Source organism: Mesorhizobium sp. W067, from assembly GCF_054719525.1.
In genome coordinates, this window is record NZ_JBTTII010000001.1 from 1545788 (window position 1) to 1564308 (window position 18521).

Genomic DNA, 18521 nt, shown 5'->3' on the forward strand with positions numbered 1-18521 from the left:
GTCAGTAAGCCTCAGCTGCACCCGCTCGTCGATCCACAAGTATCGCACTTCTCGCAGGTTCCGTTCCGCACCATGGTGAAGTTGTGGCATTCCGAGCATTCGTTGCCGGTGTAGCCTTGCATCAAGGATTGCTGACGCCGCGTGGAGGCAAGCGCCTTTGCCTCGGCCGCTTCTTTCGCTGCTTCGTCGGTGAACAAACCGGTGAGGTCGGCTGCCTCCTCGGAAACAATATCTTCGACCAGTTCCTTGGCTCGCTCCTCATAGTCGCGCTTGTAGGCGATGGCTTCGTCGCTTGCTGGTTTAAGCGCCAACACGTTGGAGCCTGAGAACGCAGTTGGAGTGACCCGGGCCGGGGCCGCGGCAGGTGATCCGGCAAAACCCTTGGGTTCGCCACCTAGGCCAGACACCAACTTGACCGGCGAGGCGCCGCGGGTAAGGCCCTTCGAGAACGGCGTCGCCTTGCCTTCGTTGATGCCGCGTCCGAGCGCCGTCTTGTCGAAATCCGACTGGTCGACATGGGCGAGGTCGTGGCGGCCGAGGTAGGACACGGCGAGTTCGCGGAACACGTAGTCGAGGATCGACGTCGCATTCTTGATCGCGTCGTTGCCCTGCACCATGCCGGCCGGCTCGAATTTGGTGAAGGTGAAGGCCTCGACAAATTCCTCGAGCGGCACGCCATATTGCAGGCCAAGCGAGATGGCGATGGCGAAGTTGTTCATCATCGCTCGGAAAGCGGCGCCTTCTTTGTGCATGTCGATGAAGATCTCGCCGATGCGGCCGTCGTCGAATTCGCCCGTGCGCAGGTAGACCTTGTGGCCGCCGACGACTGCCTTCTGGGTGTAGCCCTTGCGGCGATTCGGCAGTTTTTCACGATCGCGGTAGAGGCGTTCGATGACGCGCTCGACGATCTTCTCGGTGACCTGCACGGCACGCTGTGAAGCGGGCGCCGCGATCAACTGCTCGACCGCATCGTCCTCGTCGTCCTCGCTGTCGGCGAGCAGCGACGAATTGAGCGGCTGCGACAGCTTCGAGCCGTCGCGATAGAGCGCGTTGGCCTTCAGCGCCAGCTTCCACGACAGCATGTAGGCGCCCTTGGCGTCTTCCACCGTCGCATCGTTGGGCATGTTGATGGTCTTGGAGATGGCGCCGGAGATGAAGGGCTGTGCCGCCGCCATCATCTGGATATGGCTGTTGATGGACAGCGAGCGCTTGCCGATCTTGCCGCACGGGCTGGCGCAGTCGAACACCGCCAGATGCTCGGCCTTGAGGAAGGGCGCGCCTTCCAGCGTCATCGCACCGCAGACATGGATGTTGGCGGCCTCGATGTCCTTCCTGGAGAAGCCCAGCGCCGGCAGCATCTCGAACGAGAAGTCGTTGAGCTGCTCATCGGTGAAGCCGAACGTCTCCTTCACCCAGTCGGCGCCCAGCGTCCACTGGTTGAAGACGAACTTGATGTCGAAGGCCGACTTCAGTGCTGCATTGAGCGCCGCGATCTTGTCGTCGGTGAAGCCCTTCGCCTTGAGCGAGCCGGGGTTGACCGCCGGCGCCTGGTTCATGTTGCCGTGACCGACCGCATAGGCCTCGATCTCGGCGATCTGGCTTTCTGAGTAACCCAGTGTGCGCAGCGCTTCCGGCACGGCGCGGTTGATGATCTTGAAATAGCCGCCGCCGGCGAGCTTCTTGAACTTCACCAAGGCGAAGTCGGGCTCGATGCCCGTGGTATCGCAATCCATGACGAGACCGATCGTGCCGGTCGGCGCAATCACGGTCGCCTGCGCGTTGCGGTAGCCATGCTCTTCGCCGAGTTCGATGGCGCGGTCCCAGGCAGCCTTGGCGTGCGCGGCCAATTCCTGCTGCTTCAGGTCGGACGCGACCAGCGGCACCGGATTGACGGCGAGCTTCTCGTAGCCCTGTTTCTCGCCATAGGCGGCACGGCGATGGTTGCGCATGACGCGCAGCATGTTCTGCGCGTTACGGTCGTAGTCGGCGAAGGCGCCGAGCTCGCCGGCCATCTCGGCCGAGGTTGCATAGGCGACGCCGGTCATGATGGCGGTGAGTGCTGCGCAGATGGCGCGGCCGTCGTCGGAATCATAGGGAATGCCGGACGTCATCAGCAGGCCGCCAATGTTGGCATAGCCGAGGCCGAGCGTGCGGTATTCGTAGGACTGCTTGGCGATCTCCTTCGACGGGAACTGCGCCATCATCACCGAGATTTCGAGGACGACGGTCCACAGCCGCACCGTGTGCTCATAGGCGGCGATGTCGATCGTGCCGTCGGCGTTGCGGTAGGGGAGCAGGTTGATCGAGGCCAGGTTGCAGGCCGTGTCGTCGAGGAACATGTATTCCGAGCACGGATTGGAGGCCCGGATCGCACCGGCCGAAGCGCAGGTGTGCCAGTCGTTCATCGTCGTGTTGAAATGCAGGCCCGGATCGGCCGAAGCCCAGGCGGCGTAGCCGATTTTTTCCCAGAGGTCGCGTGCCTTCAGCGTCTTCAGCACCTTGCCGTCCTTGCGGGCGGTCAGATGCCAGTCGGCGTCGTCCTCGACGGCGCGCAGGAAGTTGTCCTTCAGCGACACCGAATTGTTGGAGTTCTGGCCGGAAACGGTGAGGTAGGCGTCGGAATCCCAGTCGGTGTCGTAGGTCTTGAACGACATCGCGGTGTAGCCCTGCTTGGCGAACTGGATGACGCGGTAGATGTAGTTCTCCGGCACGGCCGACTTCTTGGCCGCCTTGATCTCGCGCTTCAGCGCGGTGTTGATCGACGGGTCGAAGCAATCGTCATCATGGCCTTCGCAATTGATGCAGGCCTTCATGATCGCTTCGAGATGTTTTTTCACGATCTTGGAGCCGGTGACCAGCGACGCCACCTTCTGCTCTTCATTGACCTTCCAGTCGATGAATTCCTCGATATCGGGATGGTCGGCGTCGACAATGACCATCTTGGCCGCACGACGCGTGGTGCCGCCCGACTTGATTGCGCCCGCCGCGCGGTCGCCGATCTTGAGGAAGCTCATCAGGCCGGACGAACGGCCGCCGCCCGACAGCTTTTCGCCTTCGCCGCGCAGCATGGAGAAATTGGAGCCGGTGCCCGAGCCGTATTTGAACAGGCGCGCTTCACGCACCCACAGGTCCATGATGCCGCCTTCATTGACGAGATCGTCCTGCACGCCCTGGATGAAGCAGGCATGCGGCTGCGGATGCTCGTAGGAGGACTTCGACTTGGTCAGCTTGCCGGTGAACGGGTCGACATAATAGTGGCCCTGGCTCGGGCCGTCGATGCCGTACGCCCAGTGCAGGCCGGTGTTGAACCATTGCGGCGAATTCGGCGCCACGCGCTGGGTGGCGAGCATATAGGCAAGCTCGTCGCGGAAGGCGCTGGCGTCTTCTTCCGACTTGAAGTAGCCGCCCTTGTAGCCCCAATAGGTCCAGGTGCCGGCCAGCCGGTCGAAGACCTGGCGGGCGTCGATCTCGGAACCGTAGCGCTCGGCTTCCGGCAGTTTTGCCAGTTCGGCCTCGTCGGCAACGGAGCGCCACAGGAAGGAGGGGACGTCGTTCTCCTCGACCTTCTTCAGGCGCGCGGGGACACCGGCCTTGCGGAAATACTTCTGCGCCAGGATGTCGGCGGCAACCTGCGAGAACTGCGCCGGCACATCGATATTGTCCAAGCGGAACACCACCGAGCCGTCCGGATTCTTGATCTCCGAAAGCGCCTTGCGGAATTCGATCTCCGCGTAAGCTGATTGGCCTGGCTTGGTGAAACGACGCTCGATGCGCATTGGTCCGGTCCCTTTTGTCTATATATAGCGCTTTTCCCCGGGGATTTCTGCCCCCAATGCGAAACGCGCATGTCCGCCGTCTGCCGGCGTTCGAAAACACCGGCTCTCCTTGTGGCAGTCTTCGTCGCCTTGCCGGTCGAGCTTCTTACGAAGCCGCTGTTCCAACTCTGCGCCGAACCCTGCGGGTCCCTCAAAACTGAATTTTTCCTCGATTCCCTCGACCGAGGGAAATTCACATTATCTAGCGTCGAACCTGCCTGCAAACACTAAATATAGTGTTAACAGACAATTTATTCCAGTCCGACAAATCTCCCTTTTCGCTCCCGAAGCCCCCACGATCCAACGCTTCCGCCAGCCTCGTAAACAGGCGGAAATCATGGCCAAAACGCACAAAATCCGGGAAAAATGACCGGGCTCGAAACTCTCCGGTCGCGCCCTCAACAAGAGCACATGGCACATAAAAGGCGACTCGGTTTGCGTCGTCAAGGATTCGTTTGCGTAGCTTTTGTGACCCCAACATCTTGTGTGTCACATATGTGGATAACGGGGACAAAAAGCGGCTGAGGAAAGCCCGATTCTGCCGGCGTGGACCGCTGGTGAGCGGTTCACCCGAGACAGGCCCGGCCGGATTCTGGCTCACAGCCTTTTCATTTTAGCTGGCGTGCATTATGTCTTTGGCGTCGCGCGGGGGCGCGTCTTGTCAATTCCAAGAGCATCCGTTACGCCCCGCCCATGACAGTTACCGTCCGTTTTGCCCCCTCACCAACCGGCCGCATTCATATCGGCAATGCCCGCACCGCCTTGTTCAACTGGCTGTTTGCCATGAACAACAAGGGCCGTTTCATCCAGCGCTTCGACGACACAGACATTGCCCGCTCGAGGCAGGAATTTTCCGACGCCATCCTCTACGACCTGCACTGGCTGGGGATTTTTCCCGACGCCACCGAATACCAGTCGCGGCGCTTCGAAACTTACGACGCGGCGGTGGAGCGGCTGCAGAGAGCCGGCGTTGTCTATCCCTGCTACGAGACCCCCGAAGAACTCGACCTGCGCCGCAAGGTGCGCCGCACGCGCGGCCTGCCGCCGGTCTATGGCCGCGAGGCGCTGGCGCTTTCGCAGCAGCAGATCGCCGAATACCGCTCCGATGGCCGCCGGCCGCACTGGCGCTTTCTGCTGCCCAACTTCACCAGCGATCCGCTGCAGCCCGAACGCACCGAAATCCACTGGAACGATCTGGTGCGCGGCGAGGAAACCGTCGATCTGGCCTCACTGTCCGATCCGGTGCTGCGGCGCGAGGACGGCACTTATCTCTACACGCTGCCTTCGGTCGTTGACGACATCGAGATGGAGGTCAGTCATGTCATTCGCGGCGACGATCACGTCACCAACACCGGCGTGCAGATCGCGCTGTTCAAGGCATTGGGCGCCGAGCCGCCTGTCTTCGGCCACCACAATCTCTTGACCACGGCCTCGGGCGAGGGCCTGTCGAAGCGCAGCGGTGCGCTGTCGATCGAAAGCCTGCGCGAGGAGGGCATCGAACCGATGGCTGTGGCTTCGCTGGCCGTCCTTGTCGGCACCTCGGAAAATGTCGCGGCGGTGCATGACATGCCGGCACTGGCCGCGCGCTTCGATCCCGCCGCCACGTCGAAATCGGCGGCCAAATTCGACCCGGACGAGCTGTTCGTGCTCAATCGTGCGCTCATGCACCACATGCCGTTTTCCGAGGCGCGGGATCGGCTGATCGTGCTCGGCATCTCCGGCGACAAGGCCGAGCCGTTCTGGCTGGCGGTGCGTGGCAATCTCGACCGGCTGAGCGACGCGGTCGGCTGGTGGCGTATCCTTGCCGACGGCCCGCAGCCCGCGCCGGAATTTTCCGACGAGGATCGCGACTTCCTGCAGCAGGCCTTCGACCTGTTGCCGGAAGAGCCGTGGACCGGAACGGTGTGGAAGGACTGGACGGCCAGGATCAGGGAAGCCAGCGGCCGCAAGGGCAAGGCGCTGTTCATGCCGCTCAGGTTGGCCCTTACCGGACTTGCTTCCGGGCCGGAGCTTGCAGATCTATTGCCGCTGCTGGGTCGGGAAGGAACGCTGGCCCGACGACCCTGACCTTGCGCTGGTCCGGCGGGATCAGCGACACCGGCGACACCACCGGCTTGACGGCAAGGCGCTTGATGGCGGCGCGGTCGAGCCCGCCTTGTACGTTCGCCAGCGTCTCCGGATCCGCGCCCGGATCGGGTTTGGCCGCCGGCACCGGAATGAATGGCGTTGTCTCGGTATCAGGCTGCGATTGCTCGGGCGGTGGCGGGTTGCCGCCGATGATCTCGAAATTTCCGGCCTGCGCATTGCAGCCACAAGCCAGCGGCCGCGACATGTTGGGCTGTTTGTAGAGATAGGCGGTCGGCAACTCGCTGTAGGGCCTGCCGGTCACCGACGACGTCATGTTGGCCGAATCGTCTTCCATGCCGCGCGAATAGAACACCTGCATTTCGGTGCCGGGGCAGCTCGATTCGCAATTCTTCTGATCGCGCTCGAAATCGCCGAGCGAAGCCGAGTTCGACATCGGGAAGAAATAGCCGTCGCAGGTGCGCACGCAGCTCGTATGGAACTCGCCGCCGACCGTCGGGAAATCCGGCACGCCGGGCTGATTGAGCACCCGGCGCACATTGCGCTCCTCGCCGGGATCATCGGGCTGATCGAGCGTGTCGATCTGCCGGTTGCCGCCGAAAAGCTGGTCGAACAGATTGCCGTCGTCGGGTTCGCGGCTGGCTTCCTGCAGCGGCTCCCGGCGCGGCGCGGGCTCGTCGCGGCAGCCATTGGCGTCGAGCGCGGCCAGGATGCGGCCGCGGTCGCGCCGCGAGCCGCCGCCGGCAAGCTGCGCGCGCTTGGCTTGCAACGCATCGAGATTGGCGTTCATGCGATCAATGCTGCTGTTCAGCGCGGCACATTGGCTGACATTGCGCGAAAACAGCGAAATCCCGCAATTCGCATCGCTCGCACGACCGCGCACCTTTGATAGCTGTTCGAACTGGCGGGAGATGGCCTTGTCATACTTCCGCACCATGCTGGAATTGCCGCCGCCATTCGATGAAGAAGCAAGCTCGGCTTCCAGTTGACGGCAAACGCGGGAGGCGGCCTGCGGTTCAGTGGTGGCGACGGCCGAAAGCACAAGCGCGCCGAGCAGCGCAGCCAGATGCTTCAGCCTCCATCGTCCGCCCGTCATTGCCCGAACCCCGCTTGCCTGCCTGTCTACCGGATTCGCGGTTAACCGTTCCCTCAATCTACAACCAAAGATGGTCTTAGCCCATAGACGCGTTGCAGGAGGCGTTTGGATAGAGCGGCAACTGTGCGATCTCACCGCTGCATGAAAAAGGCGCAATCGCCCCGGAATTATCCCACGATCCAGCAATGCCCCGGGGAGCTGGCATGACCGCGATTACCCGTCGAACCGCACTGCAGTTCGGCCTCCTGTGCCTGGCGGCGCCCGCAGCCTTGGCGCAGGAAAATCCAGCCGCTCCGGACTGGCGCAGCAAATTGGTCGAAGCCGCGCGTGAGCAGATCGGCGTCACCACATTCTACGACCCGACCTATGTCCGCCTCGACTATCCCGGCGGCGATGTCGCGCCGGATCGAGGCGTGTGCACGGACGTCATTGTCCGCGCCTATCGCCGCGCCTTCAAGCTCGACCTGCAGAAACTGGTGCATGAGGATATGGCGGCCAATTTCGCCGCCTATCCCAAGACCTGGGGTCTGAAAGCGACCGATCGAAACATCGACCACCGACGGGTCGGCAATCTTGCCGCATTTTTCGGGCGCAACGGAGTTTCCTTGCCCGCCAGCGAGTATCCTCCCGACTTTCAGCCGGGCGATATCGTCACCCAGATGCTGCCCGGCAACCTGCCGCACATCGTCATCGTCTCATCCGAACGCTCGGCGGACGTGCCGGAACGAGCGCTGGTCATCCACAATATCGGGTCGGGCGCCCGCGAGGAGGACACGCTGTTCGCCTTCAAGCAGACCGGGCATTACCGCTTCGCGCCTGCGTGAGAAACTCAGCCGAAATGAACCACCGCCTGCGCCTTGTGCGCCGCCTCGACCACCGCCAGCGCCGTCATATTGACGACGCCGCGCGACGTCACCGACGGCGTTAAAATATGCGCCGGCTTGTCGGTGCCAAGCAGGATCGGACCGACATGCAGCGCGTCCATCATCGTGCGCAGCGCGGTCAGCGTGATGTTGGCGGAGTCGAGGTTGGGGAACACCAGGAGATTGGCTTCGCCCTTCAGCCGCGAATGCGGATAGACGCGCTGGCGCAGATGCTCCGATAGGGCTGAATCGGCATGCATCTCGCCGTCGCATTGCAGGTCGGGCGCAACGCGCGCCAGGATCGCCGCCGCCTGCCGCATCTTCAGCGCGCTGGGAGAATCGCGCGAGCCGAAATCCGAATGCGACAGCAGCGCCGCCTTCGGCTCGATGCCGAAGCGCTGGATTTCCTCGGCCGCCAGAATGGTCATTTCGGCGATCTCCTCGGCCGTCGGGTCGACCGAGACATGGGTGTCGGTGAGGAAGATGATGCCGCGTTGCGAGATCAGCATCGACAGCGTCGACAGGTCGCGGTCCTTGACGCCTGCGCGTGGTCCGATGACCAGCGTCACATTGCGCAGATGCCGCTCGAAACGGCCCTCGAGGCCGCAGATCATGGCGTCGGCATCGCCGCGCTTCAGCGCCAGTGCCGCAATCACCGTATTGTCGGTGCGCACCATGGTGCGCGCGGCCTCCGTCGTCACGCCGCGCCGGCCGGCAAGCTCGATCAACAGGTCGACATAATGGCGGTAGCGCGGATCGTCCTCAGGGTTGATCAGGCCGAAATCGACGCCCGGCTTGATACGCAGGCCGTAGCGCTTCAGCCTGACCTCGATGACATGCGGGCGGCCGATCAGGATCGGCTCGGCAATGCCTTCCTCCAGCACCACCTGGGCTGCGCGCAACACGCGCTCATCCTCGCCGTCGGCATAGATGACGCGCTTGGCGGTCGACGCCTTGGCCGACGAAAACACCGGCTTCATCACCAGGCCGGAGCGGAAGACGAAGCGGTTGAGCTGGTCGATATAGGCGGCGAAGTCGGTGATCGGCCTTGTCGCGACGCCGGTGTCGCAGGCAGCCTTGGCCACCGCCGGCGCGATGCGCAGGATCAGGCGGGGGTCGAAGGGCGAGGGGATCAGGAAGTCGGGTCCGAAGATCGGCGTCTCGCCGGAATAGGCACGGGCGGCGACGTCGGATGGTTCCTCGCGGGCAAGGGCAGCAATCGCCCGGACCGCGGCCATCTTCATCTCCTCGTTGATGGCGCTGGCGCCGCAGTCCAGCGCACCGCGGAAGATGTAAGGAAAACAAAGCACGTTGTTGACCTGATTGGGAAAATCGGAACGGCCGGTGCAGATCATCGCGTCGGGACGGGCGGCGCGCGCGACCTCCGGCATGATCTCGGGATTGGGGTTGGCCAGCGCCAGGATCAACGGCTTAGGCGCCATATGATCAAGCAATTCCGGCTTCAGCACGCCGGCGGCCGACAGGCCGAGAAAAACGTCGGCGCCAGGGATCACATCGGCCAGCGTGCGCGCCTCGGTGTCCTTCACGTAGGGGTCTTTCCAGCGATCCATCTCGTCGGTGCGGCCCTTGTAGGCGACGCCGAAGCGGTCGGTGACCCAGATATTCTCTACCTTGGCGCCAAGCGAGACCAACAGGTTGAGGCAGGCGAGCGCTGCCGCACCGGCGCCTGAGGTGACGATCTTGATGTCGGAAATGGTCTTGCCGGCGAATTCCAGCCCGTTGAGCACGGCGGCGGCGACGATGATGGCGGTGCCATGCTGGTCGTCATGGAAGACGGGAATGCCCATGCGGGCCTTCAACTGCGCCTCCACCTCGAAGCATTCGGGCGCCTTGATGTCCTCGAGATTGATGCCGCCGAAAGTCGGCTCCAGCGCCGAGATCGTCTCGACCATGCGCTCTATGCCCGGCGCGTCGATCTCGATGTCGAAGACGTCGATGCCGGCGAATTTCTTGAACAGCACCGCCTTGCCTTCCATCACCGGCTTGGAGGCGAGCGGGCCGATATTGCCGAGCCCGAGCACGGCCGAGCCGTTGGAGACGACGCCGACCAGATTGGCGCGCGCTGTATAATCGGCCGCGGTTGCCGGATTGTCGCGGATTTCGAGGCAGGGCGCGGCAACACCCGGCGAATAGGCCAGCGCCAGATCGCGCTGGTTGCCGAGCGGCTTGGTCGCCTGGATCTCGAGCTTTCCCGGCCTTGGATGCTTATGGAAGTAGAGGGCGGCTTCGTCGAGGTCCGAACGTGCCGTCTTCTTGTTCTCGCCTTCCATGCGGCCGCTCCCTCAAACCTGCTTTGCAGCCTTTTAGCACGCAAAAATGGTTTTTCGCGACGCCAAATGACGCAAGGGCGGCTAAAACAACCCGGTCCGGAAAGATCGAACTATTTCAGATGATTGCGCTGAAATCCTGCCGATTATCCATCGAGCCCTTCAGAACGCGCTGACATAAAGGCCGCCATCGACCGGGATGTTCTGGCCGGTGAGATAACCGGCATGGACCGAGCACAGAAAGGCGCAGATCTGGCCGAACTCTTCCGGCGTGCCGAGCCGCTTGGCCGGAACGTCGGCGCTGATGCGGGTCTTGCGCGCTGCGGCCGCTGCCGGGTCTTCCATCGTGCCGGCCTCATGCGGGCCGCGCAGCCGGTCGGTGTCGAGCTTGCCCGGCAGCAGGCTGTTGATGGTGACGTTGCGGTCGATCACCGTTCGTGCCACGCCGGCGAGGAACGAAGTCAGCCCGGCTCGCGCGCCGGACGACAGATCGAGGCCGGGAATCGGGACGTAGACCGACAGCGAGGTGATGTTGACGATGCGTCCGAAGCCGCGCTTGGCCATGCCGTCGATGACGGCCTGCACCAGTTCGATCGGCGTCACCATGTTCTGCGTCACGCCTTCGAGGATCTTTGCGCGGTCGAGTTCGCGGAAATCGCGCAAGGGCGGGCCGCCATTGTTGTTGACCAGGATATCCGGGTCGGGGCAGGCGGCAAGGAGCGCGTTCTGCACGTCGGGTTTCGAGACGTCGCCGACGATCTCGGTCACCTTCACGCCGTAGCGTTCGCGCAGTTCGGCTGCGGTTTTTGCCAGCAGCTCGGCATTGCGGCCGTTGACGACGAGATCGCAACCGGCCTCGGCCAGCGCCATGGCGCAGCCGCGGCCCAGCCCCTTGCTCGATGCGCAGACGATGGCTTTCTTGCCCTTGATGCCAAGATCCATGACGATTTTCTCCTGTGAATGGCGCGGCACGCTAGCCCTTCGGCTGGCCCAATCGCAACCGTCATACGGTTGTTGCATGAATCGGGGCATAGCCTGCGCGAAAGCAACGGTGACGATCTGATGTCCGGTACAGAAACCCGCACTTTCCGCAGCATGTTCATATCCGACCTGCATCTCGGATCGAAGGCGGCCAAAGCCGAGTTCCTGATCGATTTCCTGCGTTATCACGACGCCCATATCATCTATCTCGTCGGTGACATCGTCGACGGCTGGCGGCTGCGGCGCAGCTGGCATTGGCCGCAGAGCCACAATGACGTCGTCCAGAAACTGCTGCGCAAGGCGCGCAAGGGCACCTCGATCACCTATATCGCCGGTAATCACGACGAATTCGCGCGCCAGTTCCAAGGCGTGCATTTCGGCGGCATCGTCGTTGCCGACCGCGCCATCCACGAAACCGCCGATGGCAGGCGCCTGCTGGTCATCCACGGCGACCAGTTCGATACCGTCGTCCACAATGCACGCTGGCTGGCCTACCTCGGCGACTACGCCTATGACGCCGCGATGGTGGTCAACCGCGTGGTGACGAGGCTCCGCCATATGCTCGGCCTTCCCTACTGGTCGTTCTCGTCCTGGGCCAAGGTCAAGGTCAAGAAGGCGGTGAACTTCATCGGCTCGTTCCAGACGGTGCTGACCGAGGAGGCCCGCCGCTCGCATGTCGACGGCGTCATCTGCGGCCACATCCATCACGCCGCGATCGAGACTTATGAGGATGTGCAGTACATCAACACTGGCGACTGGGTGGAGAGCTGCACGGCGGTGGTCGAACATTTCGACGGCAAGATGGAGATCATCCACTGGGCGCTGGTGCTGCCCGAAGCACCGGACGAGCCGCTCATCCCCTTGCTGATCGAAGACAGGGTCGTCGAAGCGGCATAACCCTCCTGTTAATCGACTGGCCCAGGCAGTTTCGGACCGCTTTCGCGCATGTTAAGGGATCGATCTGCGTTGCAGCCCTTTGTGCAGCGTAATTGGATCGATTCATGTCGCTGCCGCCGCTCTCGCCCGAACAACTCGTCAAGCCGCGCCATTTCGAACTGCGCATGAGTCTGATCTTCGCGACATTATTCGTGTCGCTGGGAACGCATGTGCCTTATTTCCCGCTGTGGCTGCATGCCCAGGGTTTCCACGCCGAGCAGATCGCCATCATCCTGGCGGCGCCGATGTTCCTGCGCGTGGTGACGACGCCGCTGCTGACCGCGCTGGCGGACCGGGCGAAGGACAGGGCCGATGTCTATATTGCGCTGGTGGCCGCGACGATGGTGCTTTCCGCCGGCTATTTCCTCACTCCCACCTATGCGGCGGTGCTTGCCGTATCGCTGGCGCTGACGGTGGTGTGGACGCCGCATTCGCCGATCGCCGATTCGCTCGCGCTGTCGGGCGTGCGCCGCTTCGGCTCGAACTACACCGCGATGCGCAAATGGGGCTCGATCTCCTATCTCTGCGCCAACGTCGCAGGCGGCTTTATCCTGGCCTGGACGAGCCCGCAGGCCGTGCCGGTAATCATCTTTGCGGCATTGTCTGCCGCGCTCGTCGCCGGATTGCTGGCGCCGCGGCTTGGCCGCCCGCGCCGGGCTTCGCCGCTTTCGGCCGCCGACATCCAGCATCAGGCGCCGAGCCTTCTCAATCCGTATTTCCTGTATTTCACCCTCGGCGTCGGCATCATCACCGCCAGCCATGCCTTCCTCTACGGCTTTGTCTCAATCTACTGGAAATCGGTCGGCATCAGCGATTCCGTCGTTGGCCTGCTGTGGGCCTGGGGCGTGGTGGCCGAGGTCTGCATGTTCGTGTTTTTCAACCGTATTTTTGCCTCCGTCTCAGTCGTCAAGGTGATGCTGATCGCCGGCGTCGGCTCCATCGTGCGCTGGATCGCCTTTCCGTTGATCTGGCCACTCGGGCTTGGCGTTGCCGGTTTCTTCGGCGTCCAGACCCTGCATTCGGTGTCGGTGGCGATGGTGTTGATCGGCCTGCAGAAGATGATCGGCGAAACGGTTTCGGAAGAACGCACGGGTGCGGCGCAAGGCATTGCCTATTTCTTCAACGGCTTCTTCATGGCGGCGGTGACGCTGGCGTCCGGCCCGCTTTACGAGCGCTACGGCGTCGACGGCTTCCTGGCGATGATCCCGATCGCCATCGTCGGCCTGGCGCTGATCGGGCTCGCCGCGCGTTCAGCCCCACAGCATCCTGTCAGGCGGTGACACCAGCGACCCCTGGTACACGAGGCCGGGCTGGCGGTCGCGGGCAAGCAGCAGCGGACCGTCGAGGTCGACGAAGTCGGCGCCTTGCGCCAAAAGCACTGCCGGCGCCATCGCCAGCGACGTGCCGACCATGCAGCCGACCATCACGCCGAATCCCAGCTCCCGGGCGCGGTTGCGAAGGGTAAGGGCGGCGGTCAGGCCGCCGGATTTGTCGAGCTTGATGTTGACGGCGTCATAGAGGCCGACAAGCGTTTCGAGGTCCTTCGCCTCGTGGACGCTTTCGTCTGCGCAGATCGGCACCGGATGCGCGATGTGGCGCAGGATGGCATCATGGCCGGCGGGAAGCGGCTGTTCGATCAGGGCTATGCCATGTTCGGCGGCGAAAGCGAGATTCTCGATGATGTTGGCATCGATCCAGCCTTCATTGGCGTCGAGGATGATGCGGCTGTCGGGCGCCGCTTCGGTCACGGCGCGGATGCGGGCCATGTCGTTGTCGCCGCCAATCTTGACCTTGAGCAGCGGCCGCCCGGCATTGGCGCGGGCTTGCGCCGCCATTGCCTCCGGCTCGCCCAGCGACAGCGTGTAGGCCGTCTCCAGCGCCGACAAGGGCACAACGTGGATGGCGTCCGCGACCGCAACGCCGCTGATCTTGGCCTCCAGGTCCCACAAGGCGCAATCGATGGCGTTGCGGGCAGCACCCGCCGGCATCGCATCGAGCAGGTCCTTGTGGCTGATGCCGCCTTCTATCTGCCGGCGCATGGCCTCGATGGCGTCGCGCACCCCCTCCATAGTCTCGCCATAGCGCTTGTAGGGGACGCATTCGCCCCATCCGCGATTGTCCCCATCACTGATCGTGCAGGTAATGACTTCGGCTTCGGTCTTCGACCCGCGCGAGATGGTGAAGGTGCCGGCAATGGGAAAACGCTCGGCCTCAACCGAAATGACACGCGCCATAATTTTCTGCTCCGGCTATGCGACAACGCGTCGTCGGCAAATCGACAGGTACGACCCGTCAGGCTAAACAGGACGCCATGTTGACCATCGGCAAACGCGACGCAAGCGGCAACGCCGCCAAGGAGGCCGACCACCAGCCCCGCGTTGCGGTCGGCGAGGAGGGCGGCGTCCTCGGCTGCGCTTTCTCCGGCATCTGGACGACGACGACAGTGGCGCTGATCGACGCCGAGATGCGCAAGATCGAGCAGCGCAAAAGCTTCCAGACGCTCGCTTTGGATCTTTCCCACATCGAGAAGATGGACACCGCCGGCGCCTGGCTGATCGATCGCCTGGTCAGTGTCTTCGAAAAGAAGGGTGTCGAGATCAAGATGCAGGGGCAAAGCGATGTCGCCTCGATCCTGCTCGGCGCCGTTGGCGAAGCTGTCCGGCGCGAGCCCGAATCGCGCGGCGTCCGGCGCCCCAACATCATCCTCCGCGGGCTGGAGGCGGTCGGCCGCCGCATCTATGAGATGCGCGACGATTTCCTCGCCTCGATGAACATCCTCGGCGCCACCATCGGCGGCGCCCAGATGAAGCTCGGGCGCGGCCATGCCATCAATCCGGCGGCGATCTTCAACCAGATCGATCGCATGGGGGTCGGCGCCATCCCCGTGGTGGTGCTGATGTCGGCGATCGTCGGCGCCATCGTCGCCCAGCAGGGCGCCTACCAGCTCAATTATTTCGGCGCCAACATTTTCGTTGTCGATCTGGTCGGCGTGCTGATCCTGCGCGAACTCGGCGTGCTGATGACCGCCATCATGATCGCCGGCCGCTCCGGCAGCGCCATCACCGCCGAGATCGGCTCGATGAAGATGCGCGAGGAGGTCGACGCGCTGAAGGTCATCGGCCTCAACCCGATCGGCGTGCTGGTGTTTCCGCGCCTGGTGGCGCTGGTGATCGCGCTGCCCTGTCTCACCATCGTCGCCAATTTTGCCGCTCTTGGCGGCGGCATCCTAGCCGCCTGGCTTTATTCCGGTATTGCGCCGACGGCCTTCATCGACCGGCTGCGCGGCGCGATCGATATCAGCACCATCTTCGCCGGGCTGATCAAGGCGCCGTTCATGGCCATGATCATCGGCACCATTGCTTCCGTTGAAGGCATGAAGGTCGGCGGCAGCGCCGAATCGCTGGGTCTGCACGTCACCGCCTCGGTGGTGAAGTCGATCTTCGTCGTCATCATCCTCGATGGCCTTTTCGCCATCTTCTACGCATCGATCGAGTTCTGACATGATGCGCAGAAACTCAAAGGCGACCAAGGCTATGCAGGGAACGGGCGAAAGCGATATCGTGCTGTCGGTGCGCGACATCACCGTTGCCCTGGACGACAAGCTGATCCTCGACAAACTGGCGCTCGACATCAAGCGCGGCGAAATCCTCGGTTTCGTCGGCGCCTCGGGCGCCGGCAAATCGGTGCTGCTGCGCACGATTCTCGGCCTGCTGCACAAGCAGTCCGGCACGATTAAGCTGTTTGGTCTCGACCTCGAAAAGGCCAGCGACATCGAGCGGTTGCGCATCGACATGCGCCTTGGCGTGCTTTTCCAGCACGGCGCCCTGTTTTCGGCGTTGACCGTGCAGGAAAACGTGCAGGTGCCGATGCGCGAATATCTCGATCTGCCGAAGAAACTGATGGACGAGCTGGCCTTGCTCAAGATCGAACTGGTCGGCCTGCCGCCGGACGCCGCGCAAAAATTTCCCTCGGAGCTTTCGGGCGGCATGATCAAGCGCGCCGCCCTGGCGCGGGCGCTGGCGCTCGACCCCGACATCGTCTTCCTCGACGAGCCGACGTCCGGCCTCGACCCGATCAGCGCGTCCGAATTCGACGAATTGGTGGTGAAGTTGCGCGATACGATGGATCTGACGGTCTATATGGTGACGCACGATCTCGACACGCTGTTTACCGCTTGCGACCGCGTGGCGGTGCTCGGCAACAAGAAAATCCTGGTCGAAGGCACGATCGACGACATGCTGAAAAGCGAAGAACCGTGGGTCAAATCCTATTTCCGCGGAAAACGCGCTCGGCAACTTGATCTTGCCGCGCGCGCATAGACATAAGTGGGGCAATGGAAACCAGAGCCAACTACGTAATTGTCGGCATTTTCACCCTGGCTGCAATCCTGGCGGCGTTCGGGTTCGTCTATTGGACCGCCCAGATCGGTGATCGCGGCGAGACGGCGGAGCTGCGCGTGCGCATTCAGGGTTCGGCCTCCGGCCTCGGCCCCGGCAGTCTGGTGCTGTTCAACGGCGTCAAGGTCGGGGTGGTCAAGCGCGTCTATTTCGACCGCAATGACCCCAATGCCGCCATTGCTACGACCGAGATCGACCAGACAACGCCGCTCACCAAATCGACGCAGGCCGATATCGGCATCGCCAGCCTTGCCGGCCAGGTCAACATCGAATTGAAGGGCGCCGATCCAAAGGAACCAAATCTCCTGGAAGAGGCGGCAAAGGAAGGCAGGACGGCCGAGATCATCGCCAATCCGTCAGCGGTCACCAACCTGCTGCAGACGGCGCAGAACATCTTCACCCGCGCCGACAAGGTGCTTTCCGACCTAGAAGGTTTCACCAGGGATGTGCGCGGGCCGCTGACCCAGACCGTCAAGAACGCCCAGACATTTTCCGATGCGCTGGCCAGGAATGCCGACGGCATCGACAAGTTCCTGACCGCCGTCAGCGCGCTGTCGGATGAGCTGAAGGGTGTTTCCGGCAAGCTCGACGGCACGCTGAAGGCTGCCGAAGGCCTGCTCAATGCCGTCGACAAGGACAAGATCAAGAGCATCGTCGCCAATGTGGACGCCGTCACCGCCAATCTGAAGGAGACCAGCGGACAGCTCGACGGCGTGATCAAGAACGTCGATACCGCGGTCGGCTCGGTCAACGATTTCGCCACGCGCACGCAAGGCACGCTGGCAAAGGTCGACAATGTGCTCGACGGCATCGATCCGGCGCAGGTGCGCGTGGCGCTCGCCAACATTCAGAAGGCCAGCGAAAATGCCAACAAGGCCGCCGCCGACATCGCCAAGGTGACCGACAAGTTCGCCGACCGGGCCGACGACATCGACGAGACGATCAAGGACGCCAAACAGCTTGCGTCGCGCCTCAACGATGCCTCGGTGCGCGTCGACGGCATCCTGAAAAGGGTCGATACGCTGCTCGGTTCGGGCCAGGCCGACGGCGTCATGGCCGATGCCAGGGACACGCTGAAGTCGTTCAAGCAGGTCGCCGACACGCTGAACGCCCGGCTTGGCACGATCACCGACAACATCGCGCGCTTCTCGGGCCAGGGCCTGTCGAATGTCGAGGCGCTGGTCCAGGACAGCCGGCGTTCGATCAGCCGCATCGAAGAGGCGGTGACCGATCTCAGCCGCAACCCGCAGCGCATCCTGTCGGGCGGCGACGGCGAGGTCCGGCAGTTCGATGGCAGGGCACGGCGTTGACTTCCGTGCCCGCCCGCAGCAATTACATGGATCGCGGATGCGGATTCATCATACGATCCGGGGACAGTGGGGATCACGCGTGACGTTCGGGTTGGGTGGGTATAGATCGGCAGTCGTTTTGCTTGGCTTGACGCTGGCTGGTTGCGCGGCATTGGGAGGCAAGCCGGCGCCGCTCGATACGTTCGAGCTGTCCGCCCCGTCGATCGACGCCCATGGCCACAGCCGCCGCCAGATCCTGATCGCCCAGCCCTCCGCGCTCAAGGCGCTGGACAGCCAGAACATCGTCATCAAGCCGTCAGACCGCTCGATCCAGTATCTCAAGGGCGCGCAATGGGCCGACCGGCTGCCGCTGATCGTGCAGGCGAGGCTCGCCGAAACCTTCCAGCGCTCCGGAAGCTTTGCCGGCGTCGGCAAGCCGGGCGAGGGGCTGGCGATCGACTACCAGGTGATCGTCGAGATCCGCTCCTTCGAAGTCCGCGTCAATGGTGGCGAGCATGCCGAGGTCAATCTCTTCGTGCGCATCCTGAACGACCGCAACGGCGAGGTGCGCGCCTCGAAGAGCTTCACCGCATCCGCTCCCGTCTCCGGCGGCGGCAATCCGGCCTATGTCAACGCGCTCGACAGCGCCTTCGGCGAGGCGGCGAAGGATATCGTGGGCTGGACGGATTCGGTGATCTGAGCCGGTCGAGGCTTCGAACGATCGTTCGTCGCGTTAAACCAGCACTCGACCAAATATCGCAGGTTCGCGCT

13 protein-coding genes are annotated in these 18521 nt (G+C 63.1%); 8 read left to right on the plus strand and 5 right to left on the minus strand.

What is annotated here, in order from left to right; all coding sequences use genetic code 11:
* Window positions 1–11: 11 nt before the first annotated feature.
* Complete coding sequence (locus tag ACYG97_RS07605) at window positions 12–3776, minus strand: vitamin B12-dependent ribonucleotide reductase (protein WP_023734565.1); 3765 nt, start codon at window positions 3774–3776, stop codon at window positions 12–14.
* Window positions 3777–4508: 732 nt separating this feature from the next.
* Between ACYG97_RS07605 and gltX the strand changes: the two genes are divergently transcribed.
* A complete protein-coding gene (gene gltX, locus ACYG97_RS07610; RefSeq protein ID WP_023734567.1) occupies window positions 4509–5882 on the plus strand; it encodes a glutamate--tRNA ligase in 1374 nt (457 codons plus the stop codon).
* Here gltX and ACYG97_RS07615 read toward each other — a convergent pair.
* Complete coding sequence (locus ACYG97_RS07615; RefSeq protein ID WP_023734568.1) at window positions 5800–6996, minus strand: DUF2865 domain-containing protein; 1197 nt, start codon at window positions 6994–6996, stop codon at window positions 5800–5802. The genes gltX and ACYG97_RS07615 overlap by 83 nt on opposite strands.
* A 203-nt stretch (window positions 6997–7199) precedes the next feature.
* Here ACYG97_RS07615 and ACYG97_RS07620 point away from each other — a divergent pair, with 203 nt between their 5' ends.
* Entirely contained in the window at window positions 7200–7820 is a 621-nt protein-coding gene (locus ACYG97_RS07620) for a DUF1287 domain-containing protein (protein WP_031262451.1), read from the plus strand.
* Between the two features lie 5 nt (window positions 7821–7825).
* Here the strand turns inward: ACYG97_RS07620 and ACYG97_RS07625 are convergent, their stop codons facing one another.
* Entirely contained in the window at window positions 7826–10150 is a 2325-nt protein-coding gene (locus ACYG97_RS07625; protein WP_023684938.1) for an NADP-dependent malic enzyme, read from the minus strand.
* Between the two features lie 159 nt (window positions 10151–10309).
* On the minus strand, window positions 10310–11089 hold the full coding sequence (locus ACYG97_RS07630; protein ID WP_023699356.1) for an SDR family oxidoreductase: 780 nt from the start codon (window positions 11087–11089) through the stop codon (window positions 10310–10312).
* A gap of 120 nt (window positions 11090–11209) precedes the next feature.
* Here ACYG97_RS07630 and ACYG97_RS07635 point away from each other — a divergent pair, with 120 nt between their 5' ends.
* Together ACYG97_RS07635 and ACYG97_RS07640 are read left to right on the plus strand one after the other, a co-directional pair.
* Complete coding sequence (locus ACYG97_RS07635) at window positions 11210–12025, plus strand: UDP-2,3-diacylglucosamine diphosphatase (protein WP_023669040.1); 816 nt, start codon at window positions 11210–11212, stop codon at window positions 12023–12025.
* Window positions 12026–12129: 104 nt separating this feature from the next.
* Window positions 12130–13344, plus strand: coding sequence for an MFS transporter (locus tag ACYG97_RS07640; RefSeq protein WP_023726894.1), 1215 nt, complete (start codon window positions 12130–12132; stop codon window positions 13342–13344).
* Here ACYG97_RS07640 and dgcA read toward each other — a convergent pair.
* Window positions 13315–14298, minus strand: a complete 984-nt coding sequence (gene dgcA / locus ACYG97_RS07645; protein WP_023734570.1) for an N-acetyl-D-Glu racemase DgcA — start codon at window positions 14296–14298, stop codon at window positions 13315–13317. The genes ACYG97_RS07640 and dgcA overlap by 30 nt on opposite strands.
* A 77-nt stretch (window positions 14299–14375) precedes the next feature.
* Between dgcA and ACYG97_RS07650 the strand changes: the two genes are divergently transcribed.
* From ACYG97_RS07650 to ACYG97_RS07665, 4 genes are read left to right on the plus strand one after another with little or no spacing between them, the layout of a single operon-like run.
* Window positions 14376–15563 carry an MlaE family ABC transporter permease gene (locus ACYG97_RS07650; protein WP_023734571.1) on the plus strand — a complete coding sequence of 396 codons (1188 nt, stop codon included), beginning with the start codon at window positions 14376–14378 and terminating at the stop codon, window positions 15561–15563.
* A 1-nt stretch (window position 15564) separates the two neighbouring features.
* Entirely contained in the window at window positions 15565–16383 is an 819-nt protein-coding gene (locus ACYG97_RS07655) for an ABC transporter ATP-binding protein (RefSeq protein ID WP_023694175.1), read from the plus strand.
* 14 nt (window positions 16384–16397) lie between these two features.
* Window positions 16398–17771: an MlaD family protein gene (locus ACYG97_RS07660; RefSeq protein ID WP_023690141.1), complete on the plus strand. Its 1374-nt coding sequence runs from the start codon at window positions 16398–16400 to the stop codon at window positions 17769–17771.
* Between the two features lie 37 nt (window positions 17772–17808).
* Entirely contained in the window at window positions 17809–18450 is a 642-nt protein-coding gene (locus ACYG97_RS07665; RefSeq protein ID WP_460221573.1) for an ABC-type transport auxiliary lipoprotein family protein, read from the plus strand.
* The last annotated feature ends 71 nt before the right edge of the window (window positions 18451–18521 follow it).